Source organism: Mucilaginibacter sp. GW821-FHT07H05 (genome assembly GCF_059418485.1).
Genome location: NZ_JBWKPY010000005.1, coordinates 98,842 through 124,824 on the forward strand (window position 1 = coordinate 98,842; position 25,983 = coordinate 124,824).

The window sequence follows — 25,983 nt, forward strand, 5'->3', positions numbered from 1 at the left end:
TTACCAAACCTCGGGTGGCCATTGGTAGCTGCCGGGTTTTAAAGTTATGGTTAATTGGTTATTGCCGGGTATGCTGGTGCTAATAACGCCCGGCGCAATTTGCTTAATGGGGTACAGTTTAAAGATATGCAATTGCTGCAATATAGCGGTAGCCGTAGCGCCGCCCTCTATTAACAATTGCTGCAGTGGTATTTTATGGTGTATGCCGCTTACCAGTAAGCCCATCTTACGGGCAAGCACACAGGGATCAATACTTTTATGGCGCGTTGCATCAGGCCTAATGGCCATAATACAACTGCCTTTTTGTTTTAGGATGGCGGCTACCGCATCAATATAATTATCAGATAACACCGTACCCGTTTCATCAAAAATAAGATCTTCCGAAAGGTACAGCACCGGGATACCGTTCAGGTGGCCGTCTTTTATTTGGTCGTTATATTTATTAAAGGTGCTTCCAAATACAAATAGACGTGGGGTTGTTGCTAATGGTTCTGCCGGGGTTACACCCGACGGTACAGGCCTTAGATAATTCACCAGGCTACTGAATAGTCCGGACGAGCCGGCAATAAGCGTATCACTGTCTGTTTGCGCTATCCATTTATCGTAATCAGCATCAGTGGCTACTTCGCCCAAGGTAATACCGGTAAGGGGCAGGGGTTGATGGCTTTTAAGCAATTGTACACTGCCATTTGCCCGCAACATGATTTTTACATCTGATGATTTAACGGGGAAGGCAGGATCATTAGCGTAATTGCTTAAGTGAACGGGTTGGTCCAAATAATAATATGCGCCATCAATAATGGTTTTGCCGTGCGATGGGTTACCGGCTACTATCAGCGCGCGGTTTAAACCTGATGCTTCCATTTGGCTGCTAATCTCGGCCAGGATATGGCCGCGGAGCACCGAGTCTATCTTTTTAAAGATCAACCGGGGTTTAAGTTTTACCAGTTCACGGGTAATTTGCGCGATAACCTGTTTGGCTTCTTTAGCCGGTAATGAGCGGGTATCAGTGGAGATGATCAGCAGGTCGGCATTGCAGTTGGGATCTACAACAGTGTTGATCTCGGTTTTCAGATGATAAGTTAAACCGATACCAGCCAGTTCGGCTGCTCCTGTAAGGTCATCTGCAATAACCGCTATCATATCGTTTGCGCTAAGCGGTATTTGCTCAACTGTATAGCCGATTCGATTGCCAGGATCAGGGCATCCGGACTGGCAACGCCCTTGCCGGCTATCTCGAAAGCCGTACCATGATCAACCGACGTGCGGATAATAGGCAAACCCATAGTAATATTTACACCCTTTACACTATCCATCTGCTGCTTTTCGCTATTCCACTTAAAGCCGGTCAGTTTAAAGGGGATATGCCCCTGATCGTGGTACATAGCCACAACACCACCGTAATACCCGGTTGATGCTTTAGAGAACATCGTATCCGCCGGTACCGGGCCTTCCACATCGTAACCTAAGCGGCGGGCTTCTTCAACTGCAGGCAATATTTCCATATCGTCTTCCGTACCGAACAGGCCCGAATCTCCGGCATGTGGGTTTAACCCTGCAATTCCTATCTTTAAGTTCTTCTCGCCTAATGATATCAGGCCGTGGTGCAGCAATTCGGTCACTTCTACAATACGGTCTTTCTTCACCAGATCGCAGGCCTGGCGCAGGGATACGTGGGTTGATACGTGGATCACTTTCATATGATCTTCCACCAGTAGCATGGCGTATTTTTTGGTGCCCGTAAAGTGCGCGTATATTTCGGTATGCCCGGCAAAATGGTGCCCGGCTTCGTTAACCGATTTTTTATTGATCGGGCCGGTAACTGTCGCGTCTATTTCACCCGCCATAGCCAGCTCAATTACTTTCTTTACCGCCTGGAACGATGCCTCGCCGGCCATGGCTGAAATCTCGCCGAACTTAAACTGCGCCATATCTACATTTTGCAGATCGTACACATCCGGTTGGCCATATACAAAGCGGGCGTCTTTAATATCGCTGATGGCATGTATTTTAGCTTTCGATCCAAAACGTTCTACAATAGCTTCAAACACGGCCGCGTCACCAATAATTACCGGGCGGCAAACTTCAAACAGGCGTTCGGTTAAGAGAGCTTTTATGGCTATCTCGGGGCCAATGCTGGCCGGATCGCCCATGGTAATTCCTATAATGGGTTTATCTGTACTCATTGGTAAAAAGGCAGGTTAAGGTTTTCCTTAGCGATAATATTGTGCAGGGTACGCTGCAATTCGGCGGCGTCCAGTTGTGATACCCGATCCAGCGGCGGCATCATATAAGGCTGGCACAGGCCCGCGCTTTGCATTAATGATTTTAATGCCGCTAACGATCCGCCCAATAAACGCTTGCTTTGGTACAGATCGCCCAACAGATCGGAATGTGCCTGTAGCATATAGGCCGTTTGCTGGTCGTCGCGCTCTACCGCGCCTATCATTTCCTGGTAAATATCGGGGCAAAGGTTACCGGTGCTGGGCACTAAACCATCGCTGCCGTTAATTAAAGCATAGGCCGATTTTGCCGCCCAACCTAAAAAGTGACTGAAATCGCTGCGGTTTGCCCACAGGCTTAATGATTGATCTAAACGTTCATCACTCCGTTCCGAATCTTTAGTGCCTACAATATTATCATGGTAACTCAATTCATCAATCAGTTTTACCGGGATAGATATGTGGGTAGTAGACGGGATATTATAAACGATGAGCGGCAGCGGGATCAGATCGGCCAGTGTTTCAAAGTATTTTTTTATCTCGTGCTCGGTTAAGTTAAAGTAGGCAGGCAAGTGTGCCACTACGGCATCTACACCCTCATCGGCACAGCGTTTGGCCATCTCAATAGATTCGGCCACGCAGTTGGATGATATCCCGGTATAAAGCATTTTGCCGGGTTGCTTTAATTTAGCAGCCAGTTTAATAAAGTCGTGCTTTACACTAACGGGTAAAGACGATGCCTCGCCGGTAGTGCCTAATATAAAAGGCAGGGCGCCAAAATTGAAAAAACTATCGAAGATCTTTTCAACTGCTTTATGATCCAGTTTGTGGTTTTCCGTAAGGGGTGTAACAGATGGCACCACTAAGCCATTATATTTCTTTTTTACTTTCATTATGTGTTAATATGCCGCCTCGTAAATATCTATAGCGTCGTTTAAATTGATAGGGCGGGGGTTGTTTTTTAACAGCCGGGTAATTTTCATGGCATCAACAGCCATATCGGGTATGGCTTCTTTGTTAATGCCAGCTTCACTTAGGGTGGCAACTATGCCACACTCCTGTATCAGTTCCCTTATTTTTTCGATGCCTGCCATGGCGGTTTCCTCATCGGTTTTGCCGCTGGTACAGCCTAATGCCCGGGCAACCGCCGCGTAACGCGCAGGCGCCGATGGCATATTAAATTCCATTACATAAGGCAATAACAAGGCGTTAGATAAGCCGTGCGCCAGGTGAAACATACTGCCCAACGGGTAAGATAACGCATGCACCCCCGCTGTATTGACCGGGCCTAAACAAAAGCCACCCAGCATACTGCCAATGGCCAATTGCGCACGGGCATCTTCATCGCTGCCATCGGTTACGGCTTTAACCAGGTTTTCAGCTATCAGGCGCATGCCTTCGTAAGCATACATATCAATAAAGGGGTGGGCGTACAGGTTGGTGTAGGCCTCTAAACAATGGGTTAAGGCATCAAGGCCGGTGGCGGCTGTTACCGCCGGTGGCAGGCTAACCATCAAAGCCGGATCAATGATCACTGTATCGGGTACCAAATACGGGCTGATGATACCTTTCTTTTGATTATCGGTTTCATCTATCAGTATGGCATTGGGCGATACCTCGCTGCCCGTACCGGCAGTGGTTGGGATACATATCAGTTTTTTGCGGCGGCCTTTTAATAAGCCGTTGCCCACAATATCAGCTAAAGATTGCGGGTTATCTAACTGGGCTGCCACCAGCTTAGCTATATCCAGCACACTGCCGCCGCCTATGCCAATTACCGCGTCGGCAAAAATATGACTGAAGGATTTTAGCATGGCCTCCAGATCGGCAAAGGAGGGTTCCTGAATAATAGACGAGTTTACAGTAACGCTGATCCCCAATTCTTCCAACTGCTGTATAACCGGCTGCAGTTTGGGCAATAAGGGGTCGATAGTAATCATAATTACATTAGAATATCCGGCAAGGGATATCTCATCAATCAGCTTTTGTAGCGCGTTTTTTCCGATAATGATCTGTCCGGGGAATCGGATGGTGATGTCCCGGTAAGTTTGATTACCTGTTAATGCCATGTGGTTTATAATAAGCGACAGTAAAAATAGCCAATGTTTTATCCTATACTTTCATAGGCTATCCTTGTACAATCGTTAAACAAATATCGATTACACAGCTGCACTATCCTTATTAGATGTTAGCCTTTCATTGTAGCATCTTATCATGAAATAATCGCAATTGCTTTTTATAGTGTTAGATTATTATAAACCACAAGCCCTTAAATCAATTGCTATGGGCCTTGTATAAGCTTCCCCCTAAATTGATGCTGTTGTATTGAACTTTAAAAAATGTTGTCAGCTTAAAATTTCCTTGCAACCATTTTTACAGTCAACGCGTCTACGCTCATATGAAACTATTATTATCAGTCTTAATTTCTTTCGCGTTTCAACATGCTTTCGCGCAAGATACTACGGTAATTGAAAGACGCTTTTCTAAGAAACAGCTAAACGATGATATCACTTACCTCACCACTACCATAGATAAGGTTCACCCTAATATGTATCACAGCATCAGCATGCAACGATACAAGATGCTGACAGACAGTGTAAAAAGCATTTTGCATGATGATATGACTGAACGGCAGGCCTGGTCCGCCATGGCGCGGTTAGTTGGCGCCCTTGGTGAAGGGCATAGCTCGTTTAATTACCCGGATAGCCTGGTTAACCAGCTTAAACGCGGGAGCCACTTGTTATTTCCCGTATTGATCAGGGAGTTTGATGGAAGCCATCTTGTTGTACGAGCGGATGCGTCGACAGAGGATAAGCTGTTACCGGGCGATCAGATTACCAGTATTAACGGCATCAGTGCTGCAAAACTGATTGATACCTTAAGTGGCTACGCCGGGGGATTAAAACTATACAGGGCAATTGATGTTTGCCGTAACTTAATTACTTACATATACTTATATAACATAGGCAGCCCGTATCAAATAAGCTATTTACGCAACGGTAAACCTGCTACTGTTACATTGGGGGCCGTTTCCTGGTCTGAATTTAAAAGCCACGTGGCTGCAAAAGCGAAGACCTTGCCTGCTACACCTAAATTAACCGATTACTCCTTTAGTTATTTGGATAAAAGCAATGCTTATCTGGTAATTAATTCACTTACCGCTGCCCCCGATCGGTTTAAGCACTTCCTGGATTCTTGTTTCAATAAATTAAAGGAGGCGCCAACAGAGAAGCTAATTATCGATCTGCGCAGAAATGGCGGCGGTAATTCTGCATTGGCAGAAACCTTGCTGGGCTACCTGACAGATAAACCTTATCGTATGACGGGAGGTGTGCGGTGGAAGGTGAGCCAGGAATATAAAGACCAGTTGAATGAAAGATTAAAAGGTGAAGGTGCCCAGAAAATGGGATATTATTTTAATGCGGCTAATGGCAGTATCATATCTGATAATGGCGGTAAGCCTGCAAAGCCGGTCAGCAATTCATTACAATATAAAGGAAAGGTTTTTGTACTGATAGGCCCCCGTACGTTTTCGAGCGCAAACATGCTGGCTAATACCATTCAAGACTATAAGCTGGCCACATTAGTAGGCGAACCGTCCGGAGAGCCGGCCAACGATTATGGCGAACTGATATTCTTAAAGCTTCCTAACACCGGTTTTACTTTTTCAACATCAACCAAGCAGTTTGTAAGGGCCAACGGTAATGTCAAGGATCAGCACCCGGTGTTGCCCGAATACAAAATTACGGATGATCCGTCAACACCCTTAGATGAAGCTATTGAATTTGTAAAGGCTAAATAGTGTTTTCAGCGGTTTGCTTATACGCTGAAAACACGTCGTTAAAAAAATTACCAGGTTAACACTTTCAGGTACGATTGGCCTTCCTTGCCCCAATCGCCCAGGCCTGCATTTAGTTTAATCTTTAAATCCTTATAGGTAATGGCCTTGCCTTTATTTGGCGGAACAACCGTATTGGGCGGCAAGGATGTGTCGGTTATTTTGGTGGCAAACCAGGTAGTATCATCATGCGGAAGGGCTACGCCCAATATCATACCAGGCAAACCGGTGAATGATTCGGGGCCCGAGCTTACCGGTATTTCGGTAGTGTAAAAGGCCACCACATAAACCGAATCCATGATCATGGCATTGGCGCGGCGGCAGGTATAGCCTAAAATATCGCGGGTTTCGTCAGTTATTTTCCAGGTGATCTTACGCGTGCTGTCTTTCAGTAAAAAGATCTCTTCAAACGCCTTTTTTTGAATTACGGTGGTACCGGTATTCAAATCGTTATATACAATGTTGGGCTGCTGGGTAATAGGGCTGGCACTCCAGAAAAAGTTGTTAACGGGGGCGCCGTCTTCTGCTACCGGCACATATAATGATTTATCTTTTGTGAAGCTTAAAACGCTTTTTTGCACCTTAAACTGCGGGTTGTTCTTTTTATACATGTCGGCCGCCTGCTGCATATAGCTTTCGTTATCGCGGTCGAGCGATTTTTTGATCAGGCCGTACATGTTTAACCGGCGTTCAAACTCAATGGTGCCAGTAAAAGTAAAGTGGGTATTTTGGGCCAGCAGCATATTACCGCTAACCAATAATGCTAAAAGTATGGTGAGTTGTTTCATGGCTTGTATTATTTTTGAGGTTGTGACGGGCCGCCCATTTGGCTAAAATCGTAAGTGATGGTGAACATGAAGAACCTTTTAATGGTGGTATAAGTATTTTGGGTGATACTGCCGCCGTACGATCTGCGGTCGAAACCGGTATTTTGGTTAAGTATGTCGTTACCGCTGATAGCCATTTTCAGGTTATCCTGTTTAAGGAAGGTTTTGTTGATAGACGCGTTAACCAGCACTCTTGAAAAAGTTTCGTTAAAGGCCTGTGTTTTACCCCTGTAATCAAGGTTAGCATCCGAACTGATCTGTACTTTGCCCGGCAGGTAAACACTAAAATAGCCATAGCCGGTGAATGTATAACCATTGTTGTTTACATCAGGTTGTAACGATGTTTTGCCAAAGCTGTAACCCGGGCCTGCACCAATGCGGAAATCGTATTTCTTTTGCTTGTATTTGCTGATGTATAATTGACCGCTGTAGCCGGTAGAGGTAGTACTATTCAGCGCATTGTTAATATAATTGAACGATTCGTTTCCGTTAGCCGAAAGATCTATGCCTACGTTAATGCCCGCCACTTTTTGGCCATAGCTACCATTAAAATTGTAGTTATAAGGGCTTTTACCCACCAGGTTAACCGATTGCGTGGTGCTTTTGCCGGTGGCCGCATCCCTGGTAGTGCTGCTTACAATAGCTGTATTGGTAAATCTGTACGAGCCGCTAAGCCATATAGACTCATCGGTTAGTATTTTATACGAGTTAAAATTAGCGTTGAAGCTGTTGTTGAACGATGGGCGCAGGTTGGGGTTACCCAGCACAATGTTAAGGTTGTCGTTATTGTTACGTACCGGTTGTATCTGATCAATAGTTGGCTGGTTGGTATAACCGTAGTACGATAGACGGAACGATTTCTGCTGTGTAAACTTGTATTGGTAGCTGGCATTGGGATTCCAGTTCAGGAAGTTACGGTTAAAGCTGTTGCCTTTTAACTCGTTAGTTTGCTTATAAGTTACAGCAGTACCGGTACCGCCAACATTAATTGTTGTTTTTGTTGTGCGATAATTTAAGGTTGCACCAAAGTTGTTTGAAAGCTGGTTAAGCGTATAGTTGTTACTAAAAGTAGTATCCAGTAAGGTATAGTTACCCGGAGATGCCTGGTTAAGCGACCTCCTGTCGGCATTACTGTGGCTATTGCCTAAACCGTAATTTAGGATAAGTGACGTTTTTTTGCTGAAAGGCTCGGTATAGGTAAAGTTCGAACTAAAATTGTTGGTTTTAGTTAACGTGGTTTTATACTGATCTGTTTTTTGGGTGCTATCCTTCAGGCCGGTTGTAGCGTTATAAAAATCAATGTTTGATTTTAAATAACCTTTAGCATCACTATTATTCACATTGCCCGATAAGTTTACCGATATGGTGCGGCCTATCTTTTTAAATTTTTTGGTGTAAAAAGCGCTGGCGTTAAATATTTGGTTAGTTACATCATTGGTAAGCGAACGGTTGTTACGGTTAAGCAAGGCATCGTTTCCATTGGTAGTTGTAGATAAGTAATCGTTATTGTTTTTACTATCCTTCGCGGTACCGTCTATACTTAACTTTAAATTAGACATGCTATCTAACTTAATTTGATAGGTTACGTCCAGTTTTTGCCTGAAGATGCTGTTATGTGAGGTTTGGTTTGAATTGCTGTTAATAGTAGTACCCGACTGTGTATTTTGTACCTGGTTATTTTCGGTGCCATCTACCGCTAAAGATCCAACCTTGTAATTGGTGTTGATAGACTTTTTATCGCTATCCCACTTGTTATCAAAGTGTAAACCACCGGTATGCGCTTGCGGGATACCGCGGCCATTATATCTTCCGTCAAACGATTCCAGATCATCCCTGCCGCCCGAAATAAAGAATACACTTCCGTCCGATCCGGTCATCGCCTCGGGCCCCGAGCCATATTTGTTGCTGTCTTCCCAACCGAGGCCGGTTTTGCCGGTATTTGAAGAGATGCCAAAAGCCGAAAACTTCTTTTTGCCCTTAAAACGGTTGTACATTGCCTGGGCCGAGTAATAACCATCGGTACCTAAACCGCCGTCCAGTTTACCAAAGTAGCCGTTCTTTTTATCCTCTTTTAATTTAATGTTGATGGTTTTTGCAGTTTTTCCATCATCAATACCGGTAAAGGCTGCCTGATCGCTTTTTTTATCGTAAAGCTGCACCTTATCAACCATATCGCCGCGAAGGTTTTTGGTTACCAGGGTAGGGTCGTCGCCAAAAAATTCTTCGCCATCAACCAAAACCTTTTTTACCTCCTGGCCCTGCGCGGTTATTTTGCCGTCTTTATCTACCTGTATACCGGGCAGTTGTTTCAACAGGTCCTCCACTTTCGAGTTAGGTTGTATGGTATAAGCTTTGGCGTTAAACTCGGTGGTGTCGCCTTTTATTTTAATAGCGGCCACACTGCCCTTTATTAATACTTCCTGCAGTATTTTTGATTTAAGAGTAAGGGATAGTTTGCCAAAATCGCGCTGGGTTTTAACAGAGTCTAAAGTAAAATGCTCCACAAAATCGGCATAGCCAGGGAAGGTTACCAGCAAAATAAATTTACCCTTGCTTAGTTTGTTCATGGCAAATGCGCCGTTGGCATCGGCCCGGGTAAACTGGCGCAGGGTCGAGTCCTTTGCGTTTAATACTGCAATGGTGGTGTTTTGTAAACGTACGTTTGATGAACTGTCTATTATCGTTCCTTTAACACCATAGGCAGGGGCTTGTGCAAAAGTTGATAACGAGAAAAAAACGCATAGTAATAGGAGTAGAATTGTGATCTTCATTAGGTTAATATTAGTTGGGCGAAAGGTATAACTAAATTCTTAGTAATGCAACAGAATTAACATACGTTAACATAGCGGCACTTTTTAGTTTCAATTACGGCTTTATCCCTAAGGTTATAGTTGATATGAAACGAGAAATTCGGAGGCTTATTATTAACTGTGAAAACTATTTGTTAAGGGGCGATAAATGCAGGCTGTAGGCCGTTGTTGGTGTTGTCACCAACAACAGTGCGAAGGCCTCGTCGTTGATGATTTGACACTAATCCACGTGGGCTATTGAAGCTGTTGGTGACAACACCAACAGCGGCCAAACGGCAAACTCCCCGATAAATCAACCCATATAATGCGTTAATATGCCAAATTCATCAATACCGGTTTCATAAAACTTAGCCGAGGAGTATTTATAATTTGAGGGATGATCGGCTAATTGCCATTTATCTTGTAAAGGATTATTATGAATATAAGTCAATTTTTGTGTGAAAACATCTGGACTCCATAATTCAATACTTAGAGAGTTTCTCTCCCAAAATTGGTGCTGCCTGTCTTTAGCATTAACTATAAACTGATTGATTCGGTTATCATTGGTATCCAGTAATTTGAATTTCATTTGTTGCGCGGTAAACTTCATAAACCGCATTTGTATATTATTGTATTTGTATCCATCCTGTATCTGCCATATTAAATGAATATGATTAGGCATAATAACAAAACCATATATAATAATGCTTCCCTCGTTTTTCAAGAACAGTAAGCTATTAATGATAATATCCTTGTAAGTGTCCTCTTTTAACAAAGATTTCCACTCTAATATCGTTGCTGTAAAAAAGTACGAGTTATAATCGAAATTGACTTTATCCATTAAACGAAATTACAATTTTATGGTTGATACATAGTGTGTGGCTTTGGTGCCCACACGGCACTTTTAAAGCGTGAGTAGGCTATTATTGGTTTGTCTCCACAATTTGCGCGGTGGCTATGAAAGCTGTTGGTGACAACACCAACAGCGGCTTCCGCGCATTTAGATCGGGCGTTACAACCACTCATAGAGCTGTAGGCCGTTGTTGGTGTTGTCACCAACAACGGTGCGAAGGCCTTGTCGTTGATGATTTGACACTAATGCACATGTGCATTGAAGCTGTTGGTGACAACACCAACAGCGGCAAAGCCAAACTTATTCAGCCCAAGGTCTATCAAAAACTCTGACTAATGGCCTTATTCGGGAAATCCAGCTTGCCGCTTTTGCGTACCCCTTTCACGGTCATGTGGACAATGTTTATTTGGTCGTCATACAAATTATGCAGCAGGCTTACTTCCACGTCGATTTTTTTAGGCAGGGCTATCTTGTCCGACTCCAGGTAAACGTTCACCGCCTCGCGGTTGATCTCGAAACCTACATAGTTTAGCGGGGCATCCACGCCGTTTGGTTTTACATGTAAATTGGCGGCTACATACTTTTTAACCAGTGCATCCATAGCGGTATGCATGTCGGCTTTTACCAGGTCGGTTTTTGTGTGGTATAATTTGGTTATGGCGTTTTCAAAGTCGTCGGTGTAAATAGTGCAGATCACTTCCAGCTTACCATCCTGCGCGTTATAGCTGATATCGGATGTGCTGACATGCAGGGGGTGAAAAGATTTATTGTCTGTGATTTTTGGCAGGACGCCAATAAGTATGTAACAATATAGCAGGGGTTTAAAAAATAGAGCGGTCATGAATGCGGCACATTTTCGTTAATCTGAAAATCGTGCTAAATTTAACGCTTTCAACGCCGGTATCGCATGTCCGACTTTATTTTTTATTTCAGCCTGGGCTGGCACCACATCATCAGCGCCGACGCTTTAGATCATCAGCTGTTCATCCTGGCACTGGCATCGGTATTTACATTTAAAAACCTGAAGCAGGTATTGATACTGGTTACCGCTTTCACCATCGGCCACTCGTTAACCTTAGCGCTAAGTGTATTGGATGTGATCCGCTTCAGCAGCAAATGGGTAGAGTTTTTGATTCCCTGCACTATTTTTCTTACGGCTATCAATAACCTCATCCAAATAGATAAGGCCGACCGCAGCGCCCGGATCAACTACTATTTAGCCTTAGGTTTTGGGTTGATCCATGGAATGGGTTTTGCCAATGCCGTACGTATCATGCTGGCAAAAGATCAGTCGGTAGGCCTGGGGTTATTTGGCTTTAATGTTGGATTAGAGGCAGGGCAGATATTAGTGGTGGCCATTATTTTATTATTTGCCCAATTGTGTTTAACTTACCTCAAAATTAAGCACCGGGACTGGATCTTCTTTTTATCATCAGGCGTATTTGCACTGGCCGTAAAAATGGCCGTGGAACGGCTGCCGTTATAATTGCATATTAAACTATTAACCGATCAATACATGAAGCGTTTTTTTACTTTTTTATTCACCTCTATTACCGTTACAGGGCTGGTGCACGCGCAGGACATCCAGAACAATCCCGGCAGTAACCACGGTAATAAGTTTGAACAGTTAGGGACTATTTTAAGCACCCCTAACGAACAGCGCACGGCCAGTGGGGCCCCCGGTACCAAATACTGGCAGCAACGCGCCGATTACAATATTAAGTGCGAACTGGACGAAAAGAAGCTGAAACTGAATGGCAGCGAAACCATCACCTATTTCAACAACTCGCCCGATCCGCTAACTTATATCTGGCTGCAGCTGGACGAGAACGAGCACAGCACCATTAATAATGCGGGCTACCAAAGCAGCTCCAGCATGCCCCGGGGCGGTTCATCCATCCAAAATATCGACCGTACGGCAGGCCGCAACGGCACGGTAGATAACGGTTATGGCGATATGATCACTAAACTGACTGATGCCTTGGGTAAAAAGTTACCTTATACCATCAACAAAACCATGATGCGGATCGACCTGCCAACGCCTTTAATGCCGGGCAAGCAGTTTGTATTTAATGTAGACTGGACCTACAACATCTCCGACCGCCAGGTACAAGGCGGCCGCGGTGGCTACGAGTATTTCCCCGAGGATAAAAACTACCTGTTCACTATGGCGCAATGGTATCCGCGCCTATGTGTTTACAGCGATTTCCAGGGCTGGCAAAACCACCAGTTTACCGGCAGGGGCGAGTTTGCGCTTACCTTCGGTAACTTTAAAGTGCAAATGACCGTACCGGCCGATCATGTGGTGGGCGGTACCGGCGAGTGTATCAATTACGCGGCGGTATTAAGTCCGGCGCATTTAGCCAAATACAACCAGGCTAAAACATCAAAGGTGCCGGTTGAGATTGTAACTTTAGATGAAGCCAAAAAAGCCGAGATGAACCCAAGTACGGCTAAAAAAACCTATGTTTTCCAGGCTAATAACGTGCGCGATTTTGCCTGGACATCATCGCGCAAATTTGTTTGGGACGCTATGGGTGTGCCAGTTGGCGGTCATACTACTATGTGTATGAGCTTTTTCAGCAAAGAGTCGTACGCATTATGGGGTAAATACTCAACCCGCTTAGTGGCCCACACGGTTAAAACCTATTCAGATTTTACCTTCCCTTATCCATACCCAACCGCGCAAAGCGTGGAAGCATCAAATGGGATGGAATACCCGATGATCTGCTTTAACAACGGCCGTACCGAAAAGGACGGCACCTATACCGAAAGCACCAAGAACGGCATGATAGGCGTAATCATCCATGAAGTTGGGCATAACTTCTTCCCGATGATCGTCAACAGCGACGAGCGCCAGTGGACATGGATGGACGAAGGCCTGAACTCGTTTGTAGAATATCTGACCGAAGAACTTTGGGATAACAAATTCCCAAGCCGCAAGGGCGCAGCCTATACTATTGCCAACTATATGAAATTGCCAAAGGATCAGTTGGAGCCGATCATGACTAACTCTGAAGATATTGTTCAGTTTGGCCCTAACGCTTATTCAAAACCGGCAACGGCTTTAAACATCCTGCGCGAAACCATTATGGGGCGCAAGTTATTTGATTACGCTTTTAAGGAATACTCGCGCCGTTGGGCATTTAAACACCCAACTCCGGCCGACCTGTTCCGTACCATGGAAGATGCCAGTGGCGAAGATCTGGATTGGTTTTGGCGTGGCTGGTTCTACGGAACCGACCCGGTAGATATCTCGTTAGACTCGGTAAAAGTGGGTAAAGCCGCTTTAACTGATAAGCCTGATATGGCATCGTTTGGATTTGGTGTTGGCCGCCCGACGGGTGCCGCTGCTCCGGGCGGTGGCGCAGGTGGCCGTCAAACTTTTATACAAGCTCCATTGGTTAATGCTTTTGACGACCTGTCTAAAGTGCGTAACCGCGAGGATAAAAAACTGAGCTTTTATACTGATAAAGACCCGATTACCCAGGATTTTTACTGGAAATACGACCGTGGTTTAGTAAGTATTGACGAAGATAAAGTAAAAGCTTTAACCGCAGCCCAACCCCCGCGTACTGCCGGTGGCGGCATACCTGCCGACCCAATGACCGAAGAGGACAAAGCTAAATACGGCGGCAAATATTTTTACGAGCTAAACTTCAGCAACAAAGGTGGTTTGGTGATGCCTATTATTGTGGAGTTTACCTTTAAAGACGGTACTACCCAAATTGACCGTATCCCGGCCCAGATTTGGCGTTTGAACGAAAAGAAGGTATCGAAATTCTATGTGCAGGATAAAGAAGTGGCATCTATTAAATTAGACCCCATGCGCGAAACTGCTGACATTGACGAAACCAACAACTACTGGGGCAAAATGCCGGAGCCATCTAAATTCCAGCTGTTTAAACAACGTGCAGCAGCAGGAGGTGCCCGTGGCGGCGCAACCGGTGCAATTAACCCTATGCAGGTAGGGAAATAGTTAGAAAGTCCGGAAGTCTGAAAGACGGAAAGTCCGAAAGTAAAAGCCCTTTGGTTGCATGCAACCAAAGGGCTTTTTATAGTATAAAGCAGTATTTTCGGTCTTCCCGATTATCAAAACATATCTTTCGGTCTTCCGGACTTCCTGTCTTCCTGACTTATTTTGCTATACTATTCAAATAAGCCAAAATTTTAGGGTTACTATAATCGGCGCTGCCTTCCTGGTGGAAAACAATTTGGCCGCTTTTATCAATAATGGTAGTTGTCGGGATAGAATTGCTGACCAGGTTTGACGGTACACTACTGGCCAATTGGTAAAGCGGCATAGTAAATTTGCGCTTGGCCATAAACGGTACCGATTTCTGGAAGTTATGATCGGCATCTACAATAATAAACACGATATTCTTGTTGTTTTTCAGCTTTTCATACAATCCGTTGATAGACGGCATTTCGGCAATACAGGGTGGGCACCAGGTGGCCCAAAAGTTCAGGAAAACCACTTTGCCTTTTTGTTCCGCTAAATGTATGGTGCGTCCATCCGTACTTTTAAAAACCACATCGGACAAACCGGCTGCAGTTACCTCTTTACTTACCGGTTTATCCATATCCGGCTGAAACAGGCCAATGTGCATTAAGCCCTGTATCGCTACAGCTTTGGCCGATGGATTAAATATCAGTACCAGCACTCCCACAAAAAACAACCCGTTCAGCAGGTTAGATATTTTGAACCATTTTTTTATCATGCGTTATAATTTTTGCTGATACTTATAATGCAGCCGTTTTAATGTTTCAATAGAGGCCTCATCCATGGTATAACCGTAACCCGATACCAATACGCCCTTTACACCCGATGGCGATGCCAGGGCATAAACGATAGCCTCATCAGCCGGATCGGAAGGGCCTTCGTAACGGTACAGATCTACTATCTCAAACTCATCGGCGGTATAGGTGTACTCGCCGGCCATTAGCTGGTTTTCTTTTAAATTGAAATCGAGGGTATAACCTTGTTTACGCAGTTGCTCAACGGCGTCTGCAACAGGGGCGTAGTGGAATTGCTGTTTCATAGATCTTTATATTTTAACAAATATAAACATAGTCGTTAGGTCATTGTTCATTGGTGCATTATTTTTTGGGATGATAACTTGCTCTGACGATTAATGCTACAAAAGCGCAGATTATATGGTATTGAGCAGCAGGTGTATATGGTTGTAGATGCCCTTATCAGGGATTAAAGCCAAACAAACTAAAAAACAAAAGCGGATGTTACCTTCATATCATCCGCTTTGGCCATTTTTTAAAACTTAAAGTATTAAATTTTATTAATTTCAATAGCTTATAAGAGCAACCATGCGTTTGATACATAACCACCTTTGTTAACGCTGCATTGCACTAAGGTTGGAGTCTAATATTAGCTACTATCATATTCAATAAACTATCATTACGATAATAATAATCACCGGAGTTTAAAATCCCACCAGAGAACGATGTTTTCGTAATGACAAAGGTGATGTTATGCATAGTCTTAAGATGCAGTTTAACTTCACACAATCCTTGATTTGACTTAATGTTGACATCACTATAATTTACTCTTGAAGAAGAGACAATTAGTCTTGATAATAACTTCAACCTTTCTGCATCGCTTATTAAAACGGAGTCATTACCTAAAATCCCTCGATCATAGATTTTTATTGAGCGTATATCTTTAGGATGAATCTTGGTTATATCTAATGCTGGATTTAATTCTATTATATGTATTAGGTAGGACAAAAGCCAAACTATAATCACCACAAAGAAGACTAATATTACTTTACCGTTTTTAATCATTTTGGATTTGTTTTTTTGGTATAGATAATGCAGGAATTATTTGTGAATTGGAAAACGTATACTGAAGGCCCATACCCCCCCGCTACCGCAAGCGTCCAGGCTTGTGGCACCATGACATTCGGACTCTGCTTTTACTTACACAAGCTTATGGCCTTAAAAGTAACAAAAAGCCTGTAACCTTTCAAAGGCTACAAGCTGTGGGTATTTACCTGCTTAGTTGCAAGTACAATATCTGCTAATCAATATGTATACCTGGCCTAACGTCACAAGCGTGGACGTATGCGGTAGCGGAGGGATAACTTGTATTTGCGATCCAGACTTACTAGGTTTTAAAAACTTCGTAAGTCTTAACTCTCTGCAAACCATTTTATATTCAGTAAGTTTACTTAATGACCCAATGACCCAATGACCCAATGACAGTATCCTTAAAAAGCGCCGCAGGTAAATGGGTAATGGTATCAACCATACTGGCATCGGCTATGGCATTTATTGATGGTACCGCGCTAAACGTGGTACTGCCCTCGCTGCAAAAGAGTTTAAATGCCAGCGGCGCCGACCTGTTTTGGATCCTGAACGCCTACCTGTTGATGCTGGCCTCGCTGATATTAATTGGCGGCGCCATGGGCGATAAGCTGGGCCGAAAAAAAGTATTTATGGCCGGCATCTTTATATTCATCATCGGTTCGGCGGCTTGCGGTTTTGCCAGTAGTGTGCTGTTACTGGTTGCTTTCAGGATCATCCAGGGAATTGGCGGGGCGCTGATGATACCCGGCAGTTTGTCGCTCATCTCTACATCCATTAACCCTGCGGAGCGTGGCAAGGCCATTGGTACGTGGTCGGCATTTACAACGGTTGTTACTATGGGAGGGCCTGTATTAGGCGGGGCCTTGGCCGATGCTGGTTTATGGCGGTATATCTTCTTTATCAATATCCCCTTCGGCGTAGCGGCATTGGTGATGCTGTGGCTGAAAGTAAAAGAAACCCGGGATGTGGATGCCGACCGCTCCCTGGATTTTTCCGGGGCTGCAGCTATCGCCTTCGGACTCGCATTTTTAACCTTCGGCTTTTTACGCATCCCGGCGGTGGGTTTGTACCACTGGCAGGCCTGTGGTTCGCTGGCGGCGGGTGTGTTGCTGCTCATCGTCTTTATCATGATCGAACGTAAAAGCAAACATCCCATGATGCCTTTGCAGCTTTTTGCCAACGCCACCTTTAGCGGGGCTAACCTGCTCACCTTCTTTTTATATGCCGGACTGGGTGCTGGTATGCTGTTCCTCTCGCTTAATATGGTGCAGGCGCAGGGTTATAGCCAACTGCAATCAGGATTAACATTTCTGCCTTTTACGGTGCTGATGATCACTCTTGCGCGTTTTGCCGGCGGACTGGCAGATAAATACGGCCCAAGATGGCTGTTGATTGCTGGCCCGGCCACAGCGGGCGCAGGTTTGCTCATCTTATCCTTTGTAAAACAAACCAACGGCCCGGCCGATTATTGGACGACGTTTTTCCCGGGCATATTGGTTTTTGGTTTAGGCATGTCCCTCACCGTTGCGCCCCTGACTACGGCAGTAATGGCATCCGTAAGCGATCATTTTTCGGGTACGGCATCAGGGATCAACAACGCCATGACGCGTATTTCCAACGTATTTGCTAACGCGATATTCGGCGCGCTGGCAGTATTGTTCTTTGCCGGAGCTTTGCAGCAGGAAATTAAACCGCTTAAACTGGATGCTAAAGAAACCCAGTCGATTATGCAGCAAGCCAACAACCTGGGCAATGCCCAAATACCAAAAGGCACCGATGCCCAACACAAAGCAGACTTAGATAAGGCCTTCCGTAACAGTTTTATTAATGCCTACGGCAAGATCATGAAAATATCGGCCGGGTTAGGATTTTTAGGAGCTTTGATGGGGGTTGTATTTATCCGTAAAAAGTGATTAGTCACGGGTTATTAGTCATTTTTTTTCAAATCTGTAAAACAAACTATCATAAGTCAAATTCCACTAATGACTAATGACTAATGACTAATGACTAATGACTAATGACCCATTAGGGTTATAACAAAAAAGAATACCGATTGCTCCTTACAAATTGCTAAATGATTTGTTATTAGGATATTGTAACTAAATCATCAGCCAATTAATCAGGTCAGTCATGAAAAAATATACATCTGTAAATAGTGTATCTGCAGCATCAGTTTGTTTAATGCTACTGGCGGTATTGTTTGTCGCCTGCTCATGTCGAAATAACGGCGACACCGGTGGCGCAACAGAACCACCGGTAACAGGCGGCGGCACAGGCGCGCCTGTAGAAACGGCCGCAAAAGTAGCCCCCAATCAAACACCTGCTTTTGAGGGGCAAACGCGTGTAGGCAGCGTAAAAACCACAGCAGCCATTAAAGTAAGTGTGATCACCAGCGGCTTATCCTATCCCTGGGGACTGGCATTTTTGCCCGATGGCCGCATGTTGGTAAGCGAGAAACCCGGCCGTATCCGTATTGTAACCAGCACCGGCGCCATAGGAAGCCCTATTACCGGGGTGCCGGCGGTAAGCTATGCAGGCGAAAGCGGTTTGCTGAGTATAGCGCCCGATCCTGATTTTGCTACCAGCCGCCTGGTGTTCTGGACGTTTACAGAGGTTGTTACCGGTGGTGTTACCATGAGCGTGGCCAAAGGCAAACTATCGGCCGATGAAACAGCTTTTGAAAATGTACAGGTGATCTATCGGGCCACACCCGCTTATAGCGGCACCACTAACCATAAAGGATCTAATTTATTGTTCGATAGTCAGGGGCGCTTATATGTGAGTTTCGGCGAACATTCTGCCGATGATATCCGTGTGCAGGCGCAATCATTAGGTGCAACCATAGGTAAAATCATCCGTATTAATAAAGACGGTACGGCGGCGGCCGGTAACCCTTTTGCGGGTACTGCCGGGGCTAAGCCCGAGATCTGGTCGCTGGGGCACCGTAACCCGCAGGGACTGGCCTTTAATCCCGTAACCGGCGACCTATGGGAGAGCGAGCACGGTCCGCAGGCAGGCGATGAGATCAACCTGATAAAAGCCGGCAGTAATTACGGCTGGCCAACCATAGCTTACGGACTGGAATACAGTGGCGCCAAAGTGGGCAACGGCACCCAGCAAGCCGGGATGGAACAGCCTGTATATTATTGGGACCCTTCTATCGCGCCAAGCGGAATTACTTTTTATACCGGCAACCTGATACCCGAATGGAAAAACAACCTGTTTGTGGCATCGCTAAGAGGAATGCACATCGTTAGGCTGGTGATCAGTAATAATAAAGTAGTTGGCGAGGAGCGACTGCTCAGCGATCAGGGCCAGCGTTTCCGTAAAGTAGTACAAGGGCCGGATGGCGCTTTATATGCTATTACCGATATGGCCCAGGGGCGCATATACAGAATAGGGATATAGTTTACTAATGCTTACCGGTAAATTTATGCGGGAAACCTGCTTTAGATAAAAATGCGATTGCCAATAATATGGCGGCAATACCAAAAAGGATGCAGCTTAATTTGATTGCGGGGAAGCTGTTAGCATGATTTGCTACTATTAAAATATGTTTCATAGACAGAGGGTTAGGTATAGTTATTAATTGGTTAAAATCACCGCTGATATGGTGCAATTAAGACAATAGCGGCGGTGATTTTACTTATACGATAAGCCTGTAAAAAGGTTTTGGCACATTTAAAATAAAAAAGCCGGGAGCTGATTTGCCTTTAACCCTTAAAGTTTCTTGATCTCGACCCTGCGGTTTAGCGCGCGGCTGGCCTCGTCGGTATTTTTTGATATGGGGTTTTGCTCGCCATAGCCTTTGGTGGTTAGTATGTCGCCGCTTACGCCGCTGTTTACCAGGTAAGTTTTTACCGAGTTGGCCCTTTCTTGCGATAGCGCCAGGTTATGCTCGTCGGTACCTTCGGCAGATGCATAGCCGTTGAGCGCAAACTTGGCGGACGGATCTTTTTTTAACTCCCGCGATGCTTTATCTAAAATAGCATAAGCATTGGTTTTTAATACCGCCGAATTAAACTCAAACTGGATATTACTGAAATTATAATCGGGCGCTGGAGCCGGTGTTGGTGCAGGTGCGGCCTGCTGCTGAACGGGTTCCGGCTTTTTCTCTTCAACAGGCTGGGCAACTGGTTTGGCGGGCTCTTCAACCGGGGCCGACTTTTGCACTAATGGCTTTTTTGATTTACAGGCAGGCGCTAATAATACTGCTAATAATAATAAAGAAAGGATACTGATGTTTTTCAAAGAAGTCATGTTTTAATCGTTTTGGTATGGATTTAAAACGTTTTTTGAGGGAAAGATATTGTAATCCTTTAACAAGTCCGATAGTTTAAACCTGTCGCGCCGCTTCATTTCGGGGTACATGGGCAGGTACACCAGGTCTTCCAGCAGCAGGTCGGTATCGGGGGCAATACTTGCTGGTAAAGCTACCAGGCTGGATGCTTTTTTGGTGGCATCAAAGTCATTGGCTCTTAAATAACTGATCAGGGCATCGGTATCTTTGGTTTGCACCGGCAAAACCCAGTAGGAGTGGCGTAGATTAAACGAACCTATCTTCATGGCATCGGGAACATTCAGCAAAATATCATGTGCTACCTGTTTCCTTTTATTAATGCGTTGCGGATTAAACATCGCGAGTCTTTTCCCCAGTAGTTTTTTGTTAGCGTCACTCAGTCCAAACCTAATACTTTGCAGGATATCCGCCCCTGGGAAGCCACGGGTAAATCCCGAAAGCGCCTGGTCAAAATCCTTACCAAAACCAACCGTAATTTTATAAAACAGGGTATAGATCAATTTGGTAGTGAGTATTTTAGCTAATAAGGCTTTCCATACTTTTTTAATGAAAACTCCTGACAGTTGTTTGGGCAATTGCGCGTTTAATTGCGTGACCTGGTTATACAGACCAGGCTGATTGATTTGCAGCACGGCACCGCTTAGTGTGGTGTTGGTTTTAATAAAGCCAAAGCTAAACATTACCACATCGGTATTGGGGTTGCCTGTGTACCCATCGCCAATAAATGCCTGGGCACAATCTTCAATAATTAGCAGGTTGTGCTTTTTGGCAATGGCCCCTATTTCGGCGGTATCCATAATGCCGCCAAATAAATGGGTAATGAGGATGGCTTTTGTAGCTGGGGTAATGGCGGCCTCCACTTGCTGCGGCGTATGGCTTAAGGTATGCTTGTTTAAACACAGCGGGACAGCCGCCAGGCCATGCGCAGTGATAATGGCAAACATATCCGGGATACTGATGCCGGTTACGATGATCTCTGTACCGGGTGGGTAGTTTAAGGCGCTAAGTGTCAGATCGAACCCGGTACGTACCGAAAGGCAGGTAAGCTGGTTGCTGGGTAAGGCATTTTTGGGATCGCTTTTAGCATTGATCAGTGCATAGTATAGTCCCCTGAAAATATCAGCATAAGTGATGTCGGGTTGACCGCGGGGAACCATGGTTTAAAGATGCGATTAAAAATGGGAATAAGCATTTTCAGTTTACCTACTCCCGAAAAGCCTATTCGCACGTCACTCTATAAATTCTCATCAATAAACCCTACCTTTGCAAAAAATTATTTCTTGAAAAAGGGCGCTTAATTTCGATGCTTTCTGCTTCAACGACAATAAATTAAGATTTGTAATATGAAAAAGATTGTTGATTACAGGAAACTTTTAGGCGTAACCAGGGAAGCAGAACTACAGGAATTGAAAACGGTATACCGCAGTTTAATGAAAACCTGGCACCCGGATAAGTTTAATGATAGCGCCGAACTGAAGACCGAAGCCGAAGAAAAAAGCAAGACCATTATTGAGGCTTACCACTTTTTGGTAAGTATAGCCCCCGAAACAGTAAATCAAACATTGGAGGCTTATACTGAAACCACGCAATCGGGTATCCTGGATTTTGAATATAAATCGCAGGTATTGAGGTTTGATTTTGCCGATGGCAGCGCGTACGAATACTTTGATGTACCGAAAGCGGTTTACACTAAACTCATCAATGCCGACTCGCCAGGACGCTTTGCCCGCCGCCATATTTTTAACGAATACGTTTACCGTAGCGTAAGCAAGCTGGTAGCAAATGCTTAGAACAGTGCCCAGTGGTGTTGAAACAACTGTTTATTAGGTAGCGGCGATTAGCTTATTATTCAATTCAAGAAGTTTACTAATTAAATAACCAAATGATTGGATATGATTATCGTCCCAAAAACGGTTACATAATTGCTCGATATAGGCTTCTTCACAAACTGCTGCTGGTCTCCTTTTTGAATAATTTTTTCTATTCCCCCTAATCATTTGTTTTAGGTAGGAATAATGATATGATGAATGATTGTCAAATTCAGGAGATTTATATCTCATGTTTTCTGGATCATTTATCTTAACGTTATAAAATCTGTTAAATACTAACATATCTTGATTAGTAGAATTCTGTTTGTAATATCTTTTATTTCCTAAAAACCACGTTTCAATACATCTATTTTGTATGATGAGAGTAATCTCACAAAACTCATCTATGTTCAAGCCTTTTTTTATTAAATTATTATAGATTATATCAAATTCGTCTTTTCTTTCTTGTATAGATAATTCGTCTGCGTCTAAGCAAATAAATAAATTCGTATAATCACGATATTGGAGAATATCTCTAATAGTGTCAGTTAAAATATGTGTATAGATTTGTGGGTAACCATTACCACTTAATAAAAAATATGAGTTTTTTATACTATTTACGTCATAGACATGGTCTATTTTTGATAGCCGATCCCCGAAAATAGCCTTGATTAATTCAGGATAAAATTTTGTTTCTGTACTTGCCCCTTCTAATAGAAAATAAATATTCATTACTCTTCTATACCAGTAGTAAATTCGTGCAATTGAGTTAATTGAATAAATGCTTTTTGTTTTGATTTTTCAAAATCTATGTATTTTGATGCATCATAAGCTTTTACCGAGCTTCCATGTCTGGTAACTAATTTCCAATTAGATACTTCAATGCGATTAATAATATAAGGATGATGGCTCGTAATGATAAATTGTAAGTTTCTTCTTTCTCCGCTTAATAGTTCTGAGGTTAATTCATCTAAACAATTCACTCCTAAGCTATTCTCAAATTCATCTATTAATAAAACTGTTCCTTCAGAACACAAGTGTATAGCACTAATTTGCATCAATGTTCTTATCATTCCTGAAGAAATTCTAAAATGAGGAATCCATTTGTCAACATTCATTTCCTTTATTTGAATGACTGGCAAATCTTTAAAGAAAGCAGGGATATTTTTATTTTGATTTTCCAGTGGGGAAAATTTTAAATCAGTAACAAATGGAAAAACATCAATAAATCTATCTTTTATTTGGTTTGATATCCTTTTCGATTTATGAAAAGCTAAATACAATTTTGTTTGTAAATCTTCTTTTGATTCTCTAATACTTTCTACAGTATTGTATTTTTTCAAAAGCTGTTCTTTTTCGATCAAATCTGTGTTAAAGTATTCTCCTCTCTTATTAGATTCTGTATGCTCTGTAAAAATAACGTTTTGTAATGCGGTAAATATCGGTTTTATTAAATCCTCTTCCTTTAGGAGATTTAGAGCACTTAAATGTGGTGCTAATTTTGGAATTTTATAATCGAGGAAAATTATTTTGTCTTTTTCCCTTTCAATGACAGTTTTAGAATTGATAGTGAATTTTTCATCGATTAAGTTTGGTTGATTTTTGTCATTTTCTTCCTTGAAATTAAAATAATTTAAACCTTTACTTTCGTAGTGACCATTCCATATACACGTTTTACCATTATTAGTTGTAAATTCTAATTCCCATTTCACCCCAGAAAAAGCATTTCCATTAGAAATGCTTTTTAATTTCATAATAGATTCTAAAATTTGAGTTTTCCCCACTCCCGATGCCCCAACGAGAAGTGTCGTGTTATGAAATAATACATTGTCAAGTGTCCAGTCACTATCTAAATCTTCATATTTTAAACGAATTATTTTCATTGCTTAAATTTTGCATTGTAAATATATGAAAGTAATTAGCAATGATTAAAGCTATTTAAAGAGTATTAAGCAAATTAGAATATGCCACACGTATCTGTATTATATTCTACATTGGTTTTGTTATAATGCAATTTGGATATACAGTTGATATAGATGCTAAGATATATTATTGTTACATGCATGAAATTTATTTAAATTTCATCGATATTTGATTGTACCGGTAACGCTTACCGGTTTTTGTAAACCGATTACCTAATTTTCAAGAAAAACATTAAAGCATGGAAAAATCACGCCGTACTTTTATCAGGCAGGCTGCAGTGGCCGGTGCCGGTGTATTGTTGACCAAAACCGGTTTTAGCGCCAAAAGCTATAATCGTATTATCGGGGCTAACGACCGTGTGCGGGTTGGCGTTGTAGGCTTTTCCGACAGGCACAAGTCATCGCATATCCCCAGTTTCATGAACCACTATAAAGAATTAAATTTCGAGGTGGTTGCTGTATCTGATATCTGGAACAGGCGGCGTGAAGAAGGCGCGGCTATATGGAAAGAGAAAATGCAGAACCCGGTTAAAGCCTTCCGCAATAACGAGGAGATGTATGATAGTAAATCGGTCGATGCCGTATTTATCAGCACCGCCGATTTTCAGCATGCCCGTCACACTATCGAAGCGGTAAAAGCCGGTTGCGATGCTTACGTGGAAAAACCGTTTGCCGAAACCATGGAAGATAACCGCTTAGCCCTGAAAGCCGTGAAGGAATCGGGTAAAATAGTGCAGATAGGATCGCAACGCCGTAGCGGACAGAACTATCATGCCGCTAACGATTTTATAAAATCGGGCAAATTTGGTCCAATCACCATGGTTGAACTGACCTGGAACGTGAACCAGCCGGGCCGTTGGCGCAGGCCGGAATTGTTGGGCGTTTTAAAAGAACAGGATACCGACTGGAAGCGCTTTATTATGAACCGCCCTTACGAGAAATTTGATCCGCGTTATTATTTGGAGTATCGCCTGTTTTGGCCATATTCATCGGGCCTGCCCGGCCAATGGATGAGCCACCAGATAGATACCGTGCACTGGTTTACTGGCCTTAAACACCCGCGCAGTGTAGTGGCCAACGGTGGCATTTACCAATGGAAAGACGGACGCCGTAACTGGGATACCATTTTAGCGGCGTTTGATTACGGCCCGCTGGACGACCCTTCTACCGGTTTCCAGGTAACTTTTGGTTCGCGCATGCATAATGGCGATGAACACCCTGCCGAAATTTACTACAGCAACGGTGGCGAACTGAATTTAAATACCAATAAAATATCGCCGAAAGGCGGTCTGACCGAAAAAATGGCTGCTGCCATGAAAATGCAGGCCAACCTGCTGCCCGAGATCAGCCTGAAAAACACTGAAACGGTGGTAGCATCGGCCAATACCGGCGGCGATATCCTGACATCAAACCACGTACGTAACTGGATGGAATGTGTGCGCAGCCGCAAAACACCAAACGCCCCTGTTGACGCAGGTTACAGCCACTCGATAGCCAACATCATGACCAATGCCGCCGTACATACCGGCTTTAAAGCTACATTTGATGAAAAAACGCAGGAAGTAATGGCTAATGGTAAAGTGTTTAAATATTAGTAT

23 protein-coding genes are annotated in these 25,983 nt (G+C 43.7%); 7 read left to right on the plus strand and 16 right to left on the minus strand.

The genetic code is table 11. The features are described 5' to 3' along the window. Genes AC07M6_RS14460 through AC07M6_RS14475 form a run of 4 tightly spaced genes read right to left on the minus strand, consistent with a single transcriptional unit; the run spans position 1 to position 4,291 of the window. Positions 1-1,143 (minus strand): four-carbon acid sugar kinase family protein, encoded by a 1,143-nt coding sequence (locus tag AC07M6_RS14460; protein ID WP_494890550.1) that lies wholly within the window; start codon positions 1,141-1,143, stop codon positions 1-3. After that, complete coding sequence (gene pdxA / locus AC07M6_RS14465; protein WP_494890552.1) at positions 1,140-2,186, minus strand: 4-hydroxythreonine-4-phosphate dehydrogenase PdxA; 1,047 nt, start codon at positions 2,184-2,186, stop codon at positions 1,140-1,142. The genes AC07M6_RS14460 and pdxA overlap by 4 nt, the downstream gene beginning before the upstream one ends. After that, positions 2,183-3,115 (minus strand): dihydrodipicolinate synthase family protein, encoded by a 933-nt coding sequence (locus AC07M6_RS14470; protein WP_494890554.1) that lies wholly within the window; start codon positions 3,113-3,115, stop codon positions 2,183-2,185. The genes pdxA and AC07M6_RS14470 overlap by 4 nt, the downstream gene beginning before the upstream one ends. Positions 3,116-3,121: 6 nt before the next feature. Beyond that, positions 3,122-4,291 carry an iron-containing alcohol dehydrogenase gene (locus tag AC07M6_RS14475; RefSeq protein ID WP_494890556.1) on the minus strand — a complete coding sequence of 390 codons (1,170 nt, stop codon included), beginning with the start codon at positions 4,289-4,291 and terminating at the stop codon, positions 3,122-3,124. A gap of 329 nt (positions 4,292-4,620) precedes the next feature. Here AC07M6_RS14475 and AC07M6_RS14480 point away from each other — a divergent pair, with 329 nt between their 5' ends. Continuing rightward, positions 4,621-6,024 (plus strand): S41 family peptidase, encoded by a 1,404-nt coding sequence (locus tag AC07M6_RS14480; protein WP_494890558.1) that lies wholly within the window; start codon positions 4,621-4,623, stop codon positions 6,022-6,024. 47 nt (positions 6,025-6,071) lie between these two features. On the opposite strand, the gene AC07M6_RS14485 is transcribed toward AC07M6_RS14480, so the two are convergent. The 4 genes from AC07M6_RS14485 to AC07M6_RS14500 all read right to left on the minus strand — a co-directional run bounded on the left by AC07M6_RS14485 (position 6,072) and on the right by AC07M6_RS14500 (position 11,370). Beyond that, entirely contained in the window at positions 6,072-6,848 is a 777-nt protein-coding gene (locus AC07M6_RS14485) for a GLPGLI family protein (RefSeq protein ID WP_494890560.1), read from the minus strand. A gap of 8 nt (positions 6,849-6,856) precedes the next feature. Further along, positions 6,857-9,658 carry an outer membrane beta-barrel protein gene (locus AC07M6_RS14490; RefSeq protein WP_494890562.1) on the minus strand — a complete coding sequence of 934 codons (2,802 nt, stop codon included), beginning with the start codon at positions 9,656-9,658 and terminating at the stop codon, positions 6,857-6,859. 331 nt (positions 9,659-9,989) lie between these two features. Next, complete coding sequence (locus AC07M6_RS14495) at positions 9,990-10,517, minus strand: transposase (protein ID WP_494890564.1); 528 nt, start codon at positions 10,515-10,517, stop codon at positions 9,990-9,992. A gap of 331 nt (positions 10,518-10,848) precedes the next feature. Next, positions 10,849-11,370, minus strand: coding sequence for a DUF6702 family protein (locus tag AC07M6_RS14500; RefSeq protein ID WP_494890566.1), 522 nt, complete (start codon positions 11,368-11,370; stop codon positions 10,849-10,851). Between the two features lie 66 nt (positions 11,371-11,436). Here AC07M6_RS14500 and AC07M6_RS14505 point away from each other — a divergent pair, with 66 nt between their 5' ends. Then, entirely contained in the window at positions 11,437-12,015 is a 579-nt protein-coding gene (locus AC07M6_RS14505) for a HupE/UreJ family protein (protein ID WP_494890568.1), read from the plus strand. Between the two features lie 30 nt (positions 12,016-12,045). Continuing rightward, entirely contained in the window at positions 12,046-14,508 is a 2,463-nt protein-coding gene (locus AC07M6_RS14510; RefSeq protein WP_494890570.1) for a M1 family metallopeptidase, read from the plus strand. A gap of 157 nt (positions 14,509-14,665) precedes the next feature. Here the strand turns inward: AC07M6_RS14510 and AC07M6_RS14515 are convergent, their stop codons facing one another. The 3 genes from AC07M6_RS14515 to AC07M6_RS14525 all read right to left on the minus strand — a co-directional run bounded on the left by AC07M6_RS14515 (position 14,666) and on the right by AC07M6_RS14525 (position 16,331). Next, entirely contained in the window at positions 14,666-15,250 is a 585-nt protein-coding gene (locus tag AC07M6_RS14515; protein ID WP_494890572.1) for a TlpA family protein disulfide reductase, read from the minus strand. Between the two features lie 3 nt (positions 15,251-15,253). Further along, positions 15,254-15,571, minus strand: coding sequence for a phosphoribosylpyrophosphate synthetase (locus AC07M6_RS14520; protein ID WP_494890574.1), 318 nt, complete (start codon positions 15,569-15,571; stop codon positions 15,254-15,256). Positions 15,572-15,896: 325 nt separating this feature from the next. After that, on the minus strand, positions 15,897-16,331 hold the full coding sequence (locus AC07M6_RS14525) for a hypothetical protein (protein WP_494890576.1): 435 nt from the start codon (positions 16,329-16,331) through the stop codon (positions 15,897-15,899). 413 nt (positions 16,332-16,744) lie between these two features. Between AC07M6_RS14525 and AC07M6_RS14530 the strand changes: the two genes are divergently transcribed. Beyond that, positions 16,745-18,268 (plus strand): MFS transporter, encoded by a 1,524-nt coding sequence (locus AC07M6_RS14530; RefSeq protein WP_494890577.1) that lies wholly within the window; start codon positions 16,745-16,747, stop codon positions 18,266-18,268. A 217-nt stretch (positions 18,269-18,485) separates the two neighbouring features. Beyond that, positions 18,486-19,763 (plus strand): PQQ-dependent sugar dehydrogenase, encoded by a 1,278-nt coding sequence (locus AC07M6_RS14535; protein WP_494890578.1) that lies wholly within the window; start codon positions 18,486-18,488, stop codon positions 19,761-19,763. A 4-nt stretch (positions 19,764-19,767) separates the two neighbouring features. Here AC07M6_RS14535 and AC07M6_RS14540 read toward each other — a convergent pair whose 3' ends face one another. The 3 genes from AC07M6_RS14540 to AC07M6_RS14550 form a co-directional block, all read right to left on the minus strand. Continuing rightward, positions 19,768-19,917, minus strand: coding sequence for a hypothetical protein (locus AC07M6_RS14540; protein ID WP_494890580.1), 150 nt, complete (start codon positions 19,915-19,917; stop codon positions 19,768-19,770). A gap of 158 nt (positions 19,918-20,075) precedes the next feature. Further along, entirely contained in the window at positions 20,076-20,615 is a 540-nt protein-coding gene (locus AC07M6_RS14545; protein ID WP_494890581.1) for an OmpA family protein, read from the minus strand. A 3-nt stretch (positions 20,616-20,618) separates the two neighbouring features. After that, positions 20,619-21,812: a DegT/DnrJ/EryC1/StrS family aminotransferase gene (locus AC07M6_RS14550; RefSeq protein WP_494890582.1), complete on the minus strand. Its 1,194-nt coding sequence runs from the start codon at positions 21,810-21,812 to the stop codon at positions 20,619-20,621. A 186-nt stretch (positions 21,813-21,998) separates the two neighbouring features. Between AC07M6_RS14550 and AC07M6_RS14555 the strand changes: the two genes are divergently transcribed. Further along, on the plus strand, positions 21,999-22,445 hold the full coding sequence (locus AC07M6_RS14555) for a KTSC domain-containing protein (RefSeq protein ID WP_494890584.1): 447 nt from the start codon (positions 21,999-22,001) through the stop codon (positions 22,443-22,445). A gap of 33 nt (positions 22,446-22,478) precedes the next feature. On the opposite strand, the gene AC07M6_RS14560 is transcribed toward AC07M6_RS14555, so the two are convergent. Both AC07M6_RS14560 and AC07M6_RS14565 read right to left on the minus strand, forming a co-directional pair. Then, positions 22,479-23,195 (minus strand): hypothetical protein, encoded by a 717-nt coding sequence (locus tag AC07M6_RS14560; protein ID WP_494890586.1) that lies wholly within the window; start codon positions 23,193-23,195, stop codon positions 22,479-22,481. Further along, positions 23,195-24,346: an ATP-binding protein gene (locus tag AC07M6_RS14565; protein ID WP_494890588.1), complete on the minus strand. Its 1,152-nt coding sequence runs from the start codon at positions 24,344-24,346 to the stop codon at positions 23,195-23,197. Before AC07M6_RS14565 ends, AC07M6_RS14560 begins: the two co-directional genes overlap by 1 nt. 278 nt (positions 24,347-24,624) lie before the next feature. Here AC07M6_RS14565 and AC07M6_RS14570 point away from each other — a divergent pair, with 278 nt between their 5' ends. Then, complete coding sequence (locus AC07M6_RS14570; RefSeq protein ID WP_494890590.1) at positions 24,625-25,980, plus strand: Gfo/Idh/MocA family protein; 1,356 nt, start codon at positions 24,625-24,627, stop codon at positions 25,978-25,980. Positions 25,981-25,983 lie beyond the last annotated feature (3 nt).

Coding starts and splice junctions, on each gene's coding strand:
- AC07M6_RS14555 (WP_494890584.1), top strand. CDS start 21,999: ATGAAAAAGATTGTTGATTACAGGAAACTTTTAGGCGTAACCAGGGAA.
- AC07M6_RS14550 (WP_494890582.1), bottom strand. CDS start 21,812: ATGGTTCCCCGCGGTCAACCCGACATCACTTATGCTGATATTTTCAGG.
- AC07M6_RS14480 (WP_494890558.1), top strand. CDS start 4,621: ATGAAACTATTATTATCAGTCTTAATTTCTTTCGCGTTTCAACATGCT.
- AC07M6_RS14510 (WP_494890570.1), top strand. CDS start 12,046: ATGAAGCGTTTTTTTACTTTTTTATTCACCTCTATTACCGTTACAGGG.
- AC07M6_RS14515 (WP_494890572.1), bottom strand. CDS start 15,250: ATGATAAAAAAATGGTTCAAAATATCTAACCTGCTGAACGGGTTGTTT.
- AC07M6_RS14495 (WP_494890564.1), bottom strand. CDS start 10,517: ATGGATAAAGTCAATTTCGATTATAACTCGTACTTTTTTACAGCAACG.
- AC07M6_RS14475 (WP_494890556.1), bottom strand. CDS start 4,291: ATGGCATTAACAGGTAATCAAACTTACCGGGACATCACCATCCGATTC.
- AC07M6_RS14545 (WP_494890581.1), bottom strand. CDS start 20,615: ATGACTTCTTTGAAAAACATCAGTATCCTTTCTTTATTATTATTAGCA.
- AC07M6_RS14560 (WP_494890586.1), bottom strand. CDS start 23,195: ATGAATATTTATTTTCTATTAGAAGGGGCAAGTACAGAAACAAAATTT.
- AC07M6_RS14470 (WP_494890554.1), bottom strand. CDS start 3,115: ATGAAAGTAAAAAAGAAATATAATGGCTTAGTGGTGCCATCTGTTACA.
- AC07M6_RS14535 (WP_494890578.1), top strand. CDS start 18,486: ATGAAAAAATATACATCTGTAAATAGTGTATCTGCAGCATCAGTTTGT.
- AC07M6_RS14485 (WP_494890560.1), bottom strand. CDS start 6,848: ATGAAACAACTCACCATACTTTTAGCATTATTGGTTAGCGGTAATATG.
- AC07M6_RS14540 (WP_494890580.1), bottom strand. CDS start 19,917: ATGAAACATATTTTAATAGTAGCAAATCATGCTAACAGCTTCCCCGCA.
- AC07M6_RS14460 (WP_494890550.1), bottom strand. CDS start 1,143: ATGATAGCGGTTATTGCAGATGACCTTACAGGAGCAGCCGAACTGGCT.
- pdxA (WP_494890552.1), bottom strand. CDS start 2,186: ATGAGTACAGATAAACCCATTATAGGAATTACCATGGGCGATCCGGCC.
- AC07M6_RS14490 (WP_494890562.1), bottom strand. CDS start 9,658: ATGAAGATCACAATTCTACTCCTATTACTATGCGTTTTTTTCTCGTTA.
- AC07M6_RS14520 (WP_494890574.1), bottom strand. CDS start 15,571: ATGAAACAGCAATTCCACTACGCCCCTGTTGCAGACGCCGTTGAGCAA.
- AC07M6_RS14525 (WP_494890576.1), bottom strand. CDS start 16,331: ATGATTAAAAACGGTAAAGTAATATTAGTCTTCTTTGTGGTGATTATA.
- AC07M6_RS14530 (WP_494890577.1), top strand. CDS start 16,745: ATGACAGTATCCTTAAAAAGCGCCGCAGGTAAATGGGTAATGGTATCA.
- AC07M6_RS14565 (WP_494890588.1), bottom strand. CDS start 24,346: ATGAAAATAATTCGTTTAAAATATGAAGATTTAGATAGTGACTGGACA.
- AC07M6_RS14500 (WP_494890566.1), bottom strand. CDS start 11,370: ATGACCGCTCTATTTTTTAAACCCCTGCTATATTGTTACATACTTATT.
- AC07M6_RS14505 (WP_494890568.1), top strand. CDS start 11,437: ATGTCCGACTTTATTTTTTATTTCAGCCTGGGCTGGCACCACATCATC.
- AC07M6_RS14570 (WP_494890590.1), top strand. CDS start 24,625: ATGGAAAAATCACGCCGTACTTTTATCAGGCAGGCTGCAGTGGCCGGT.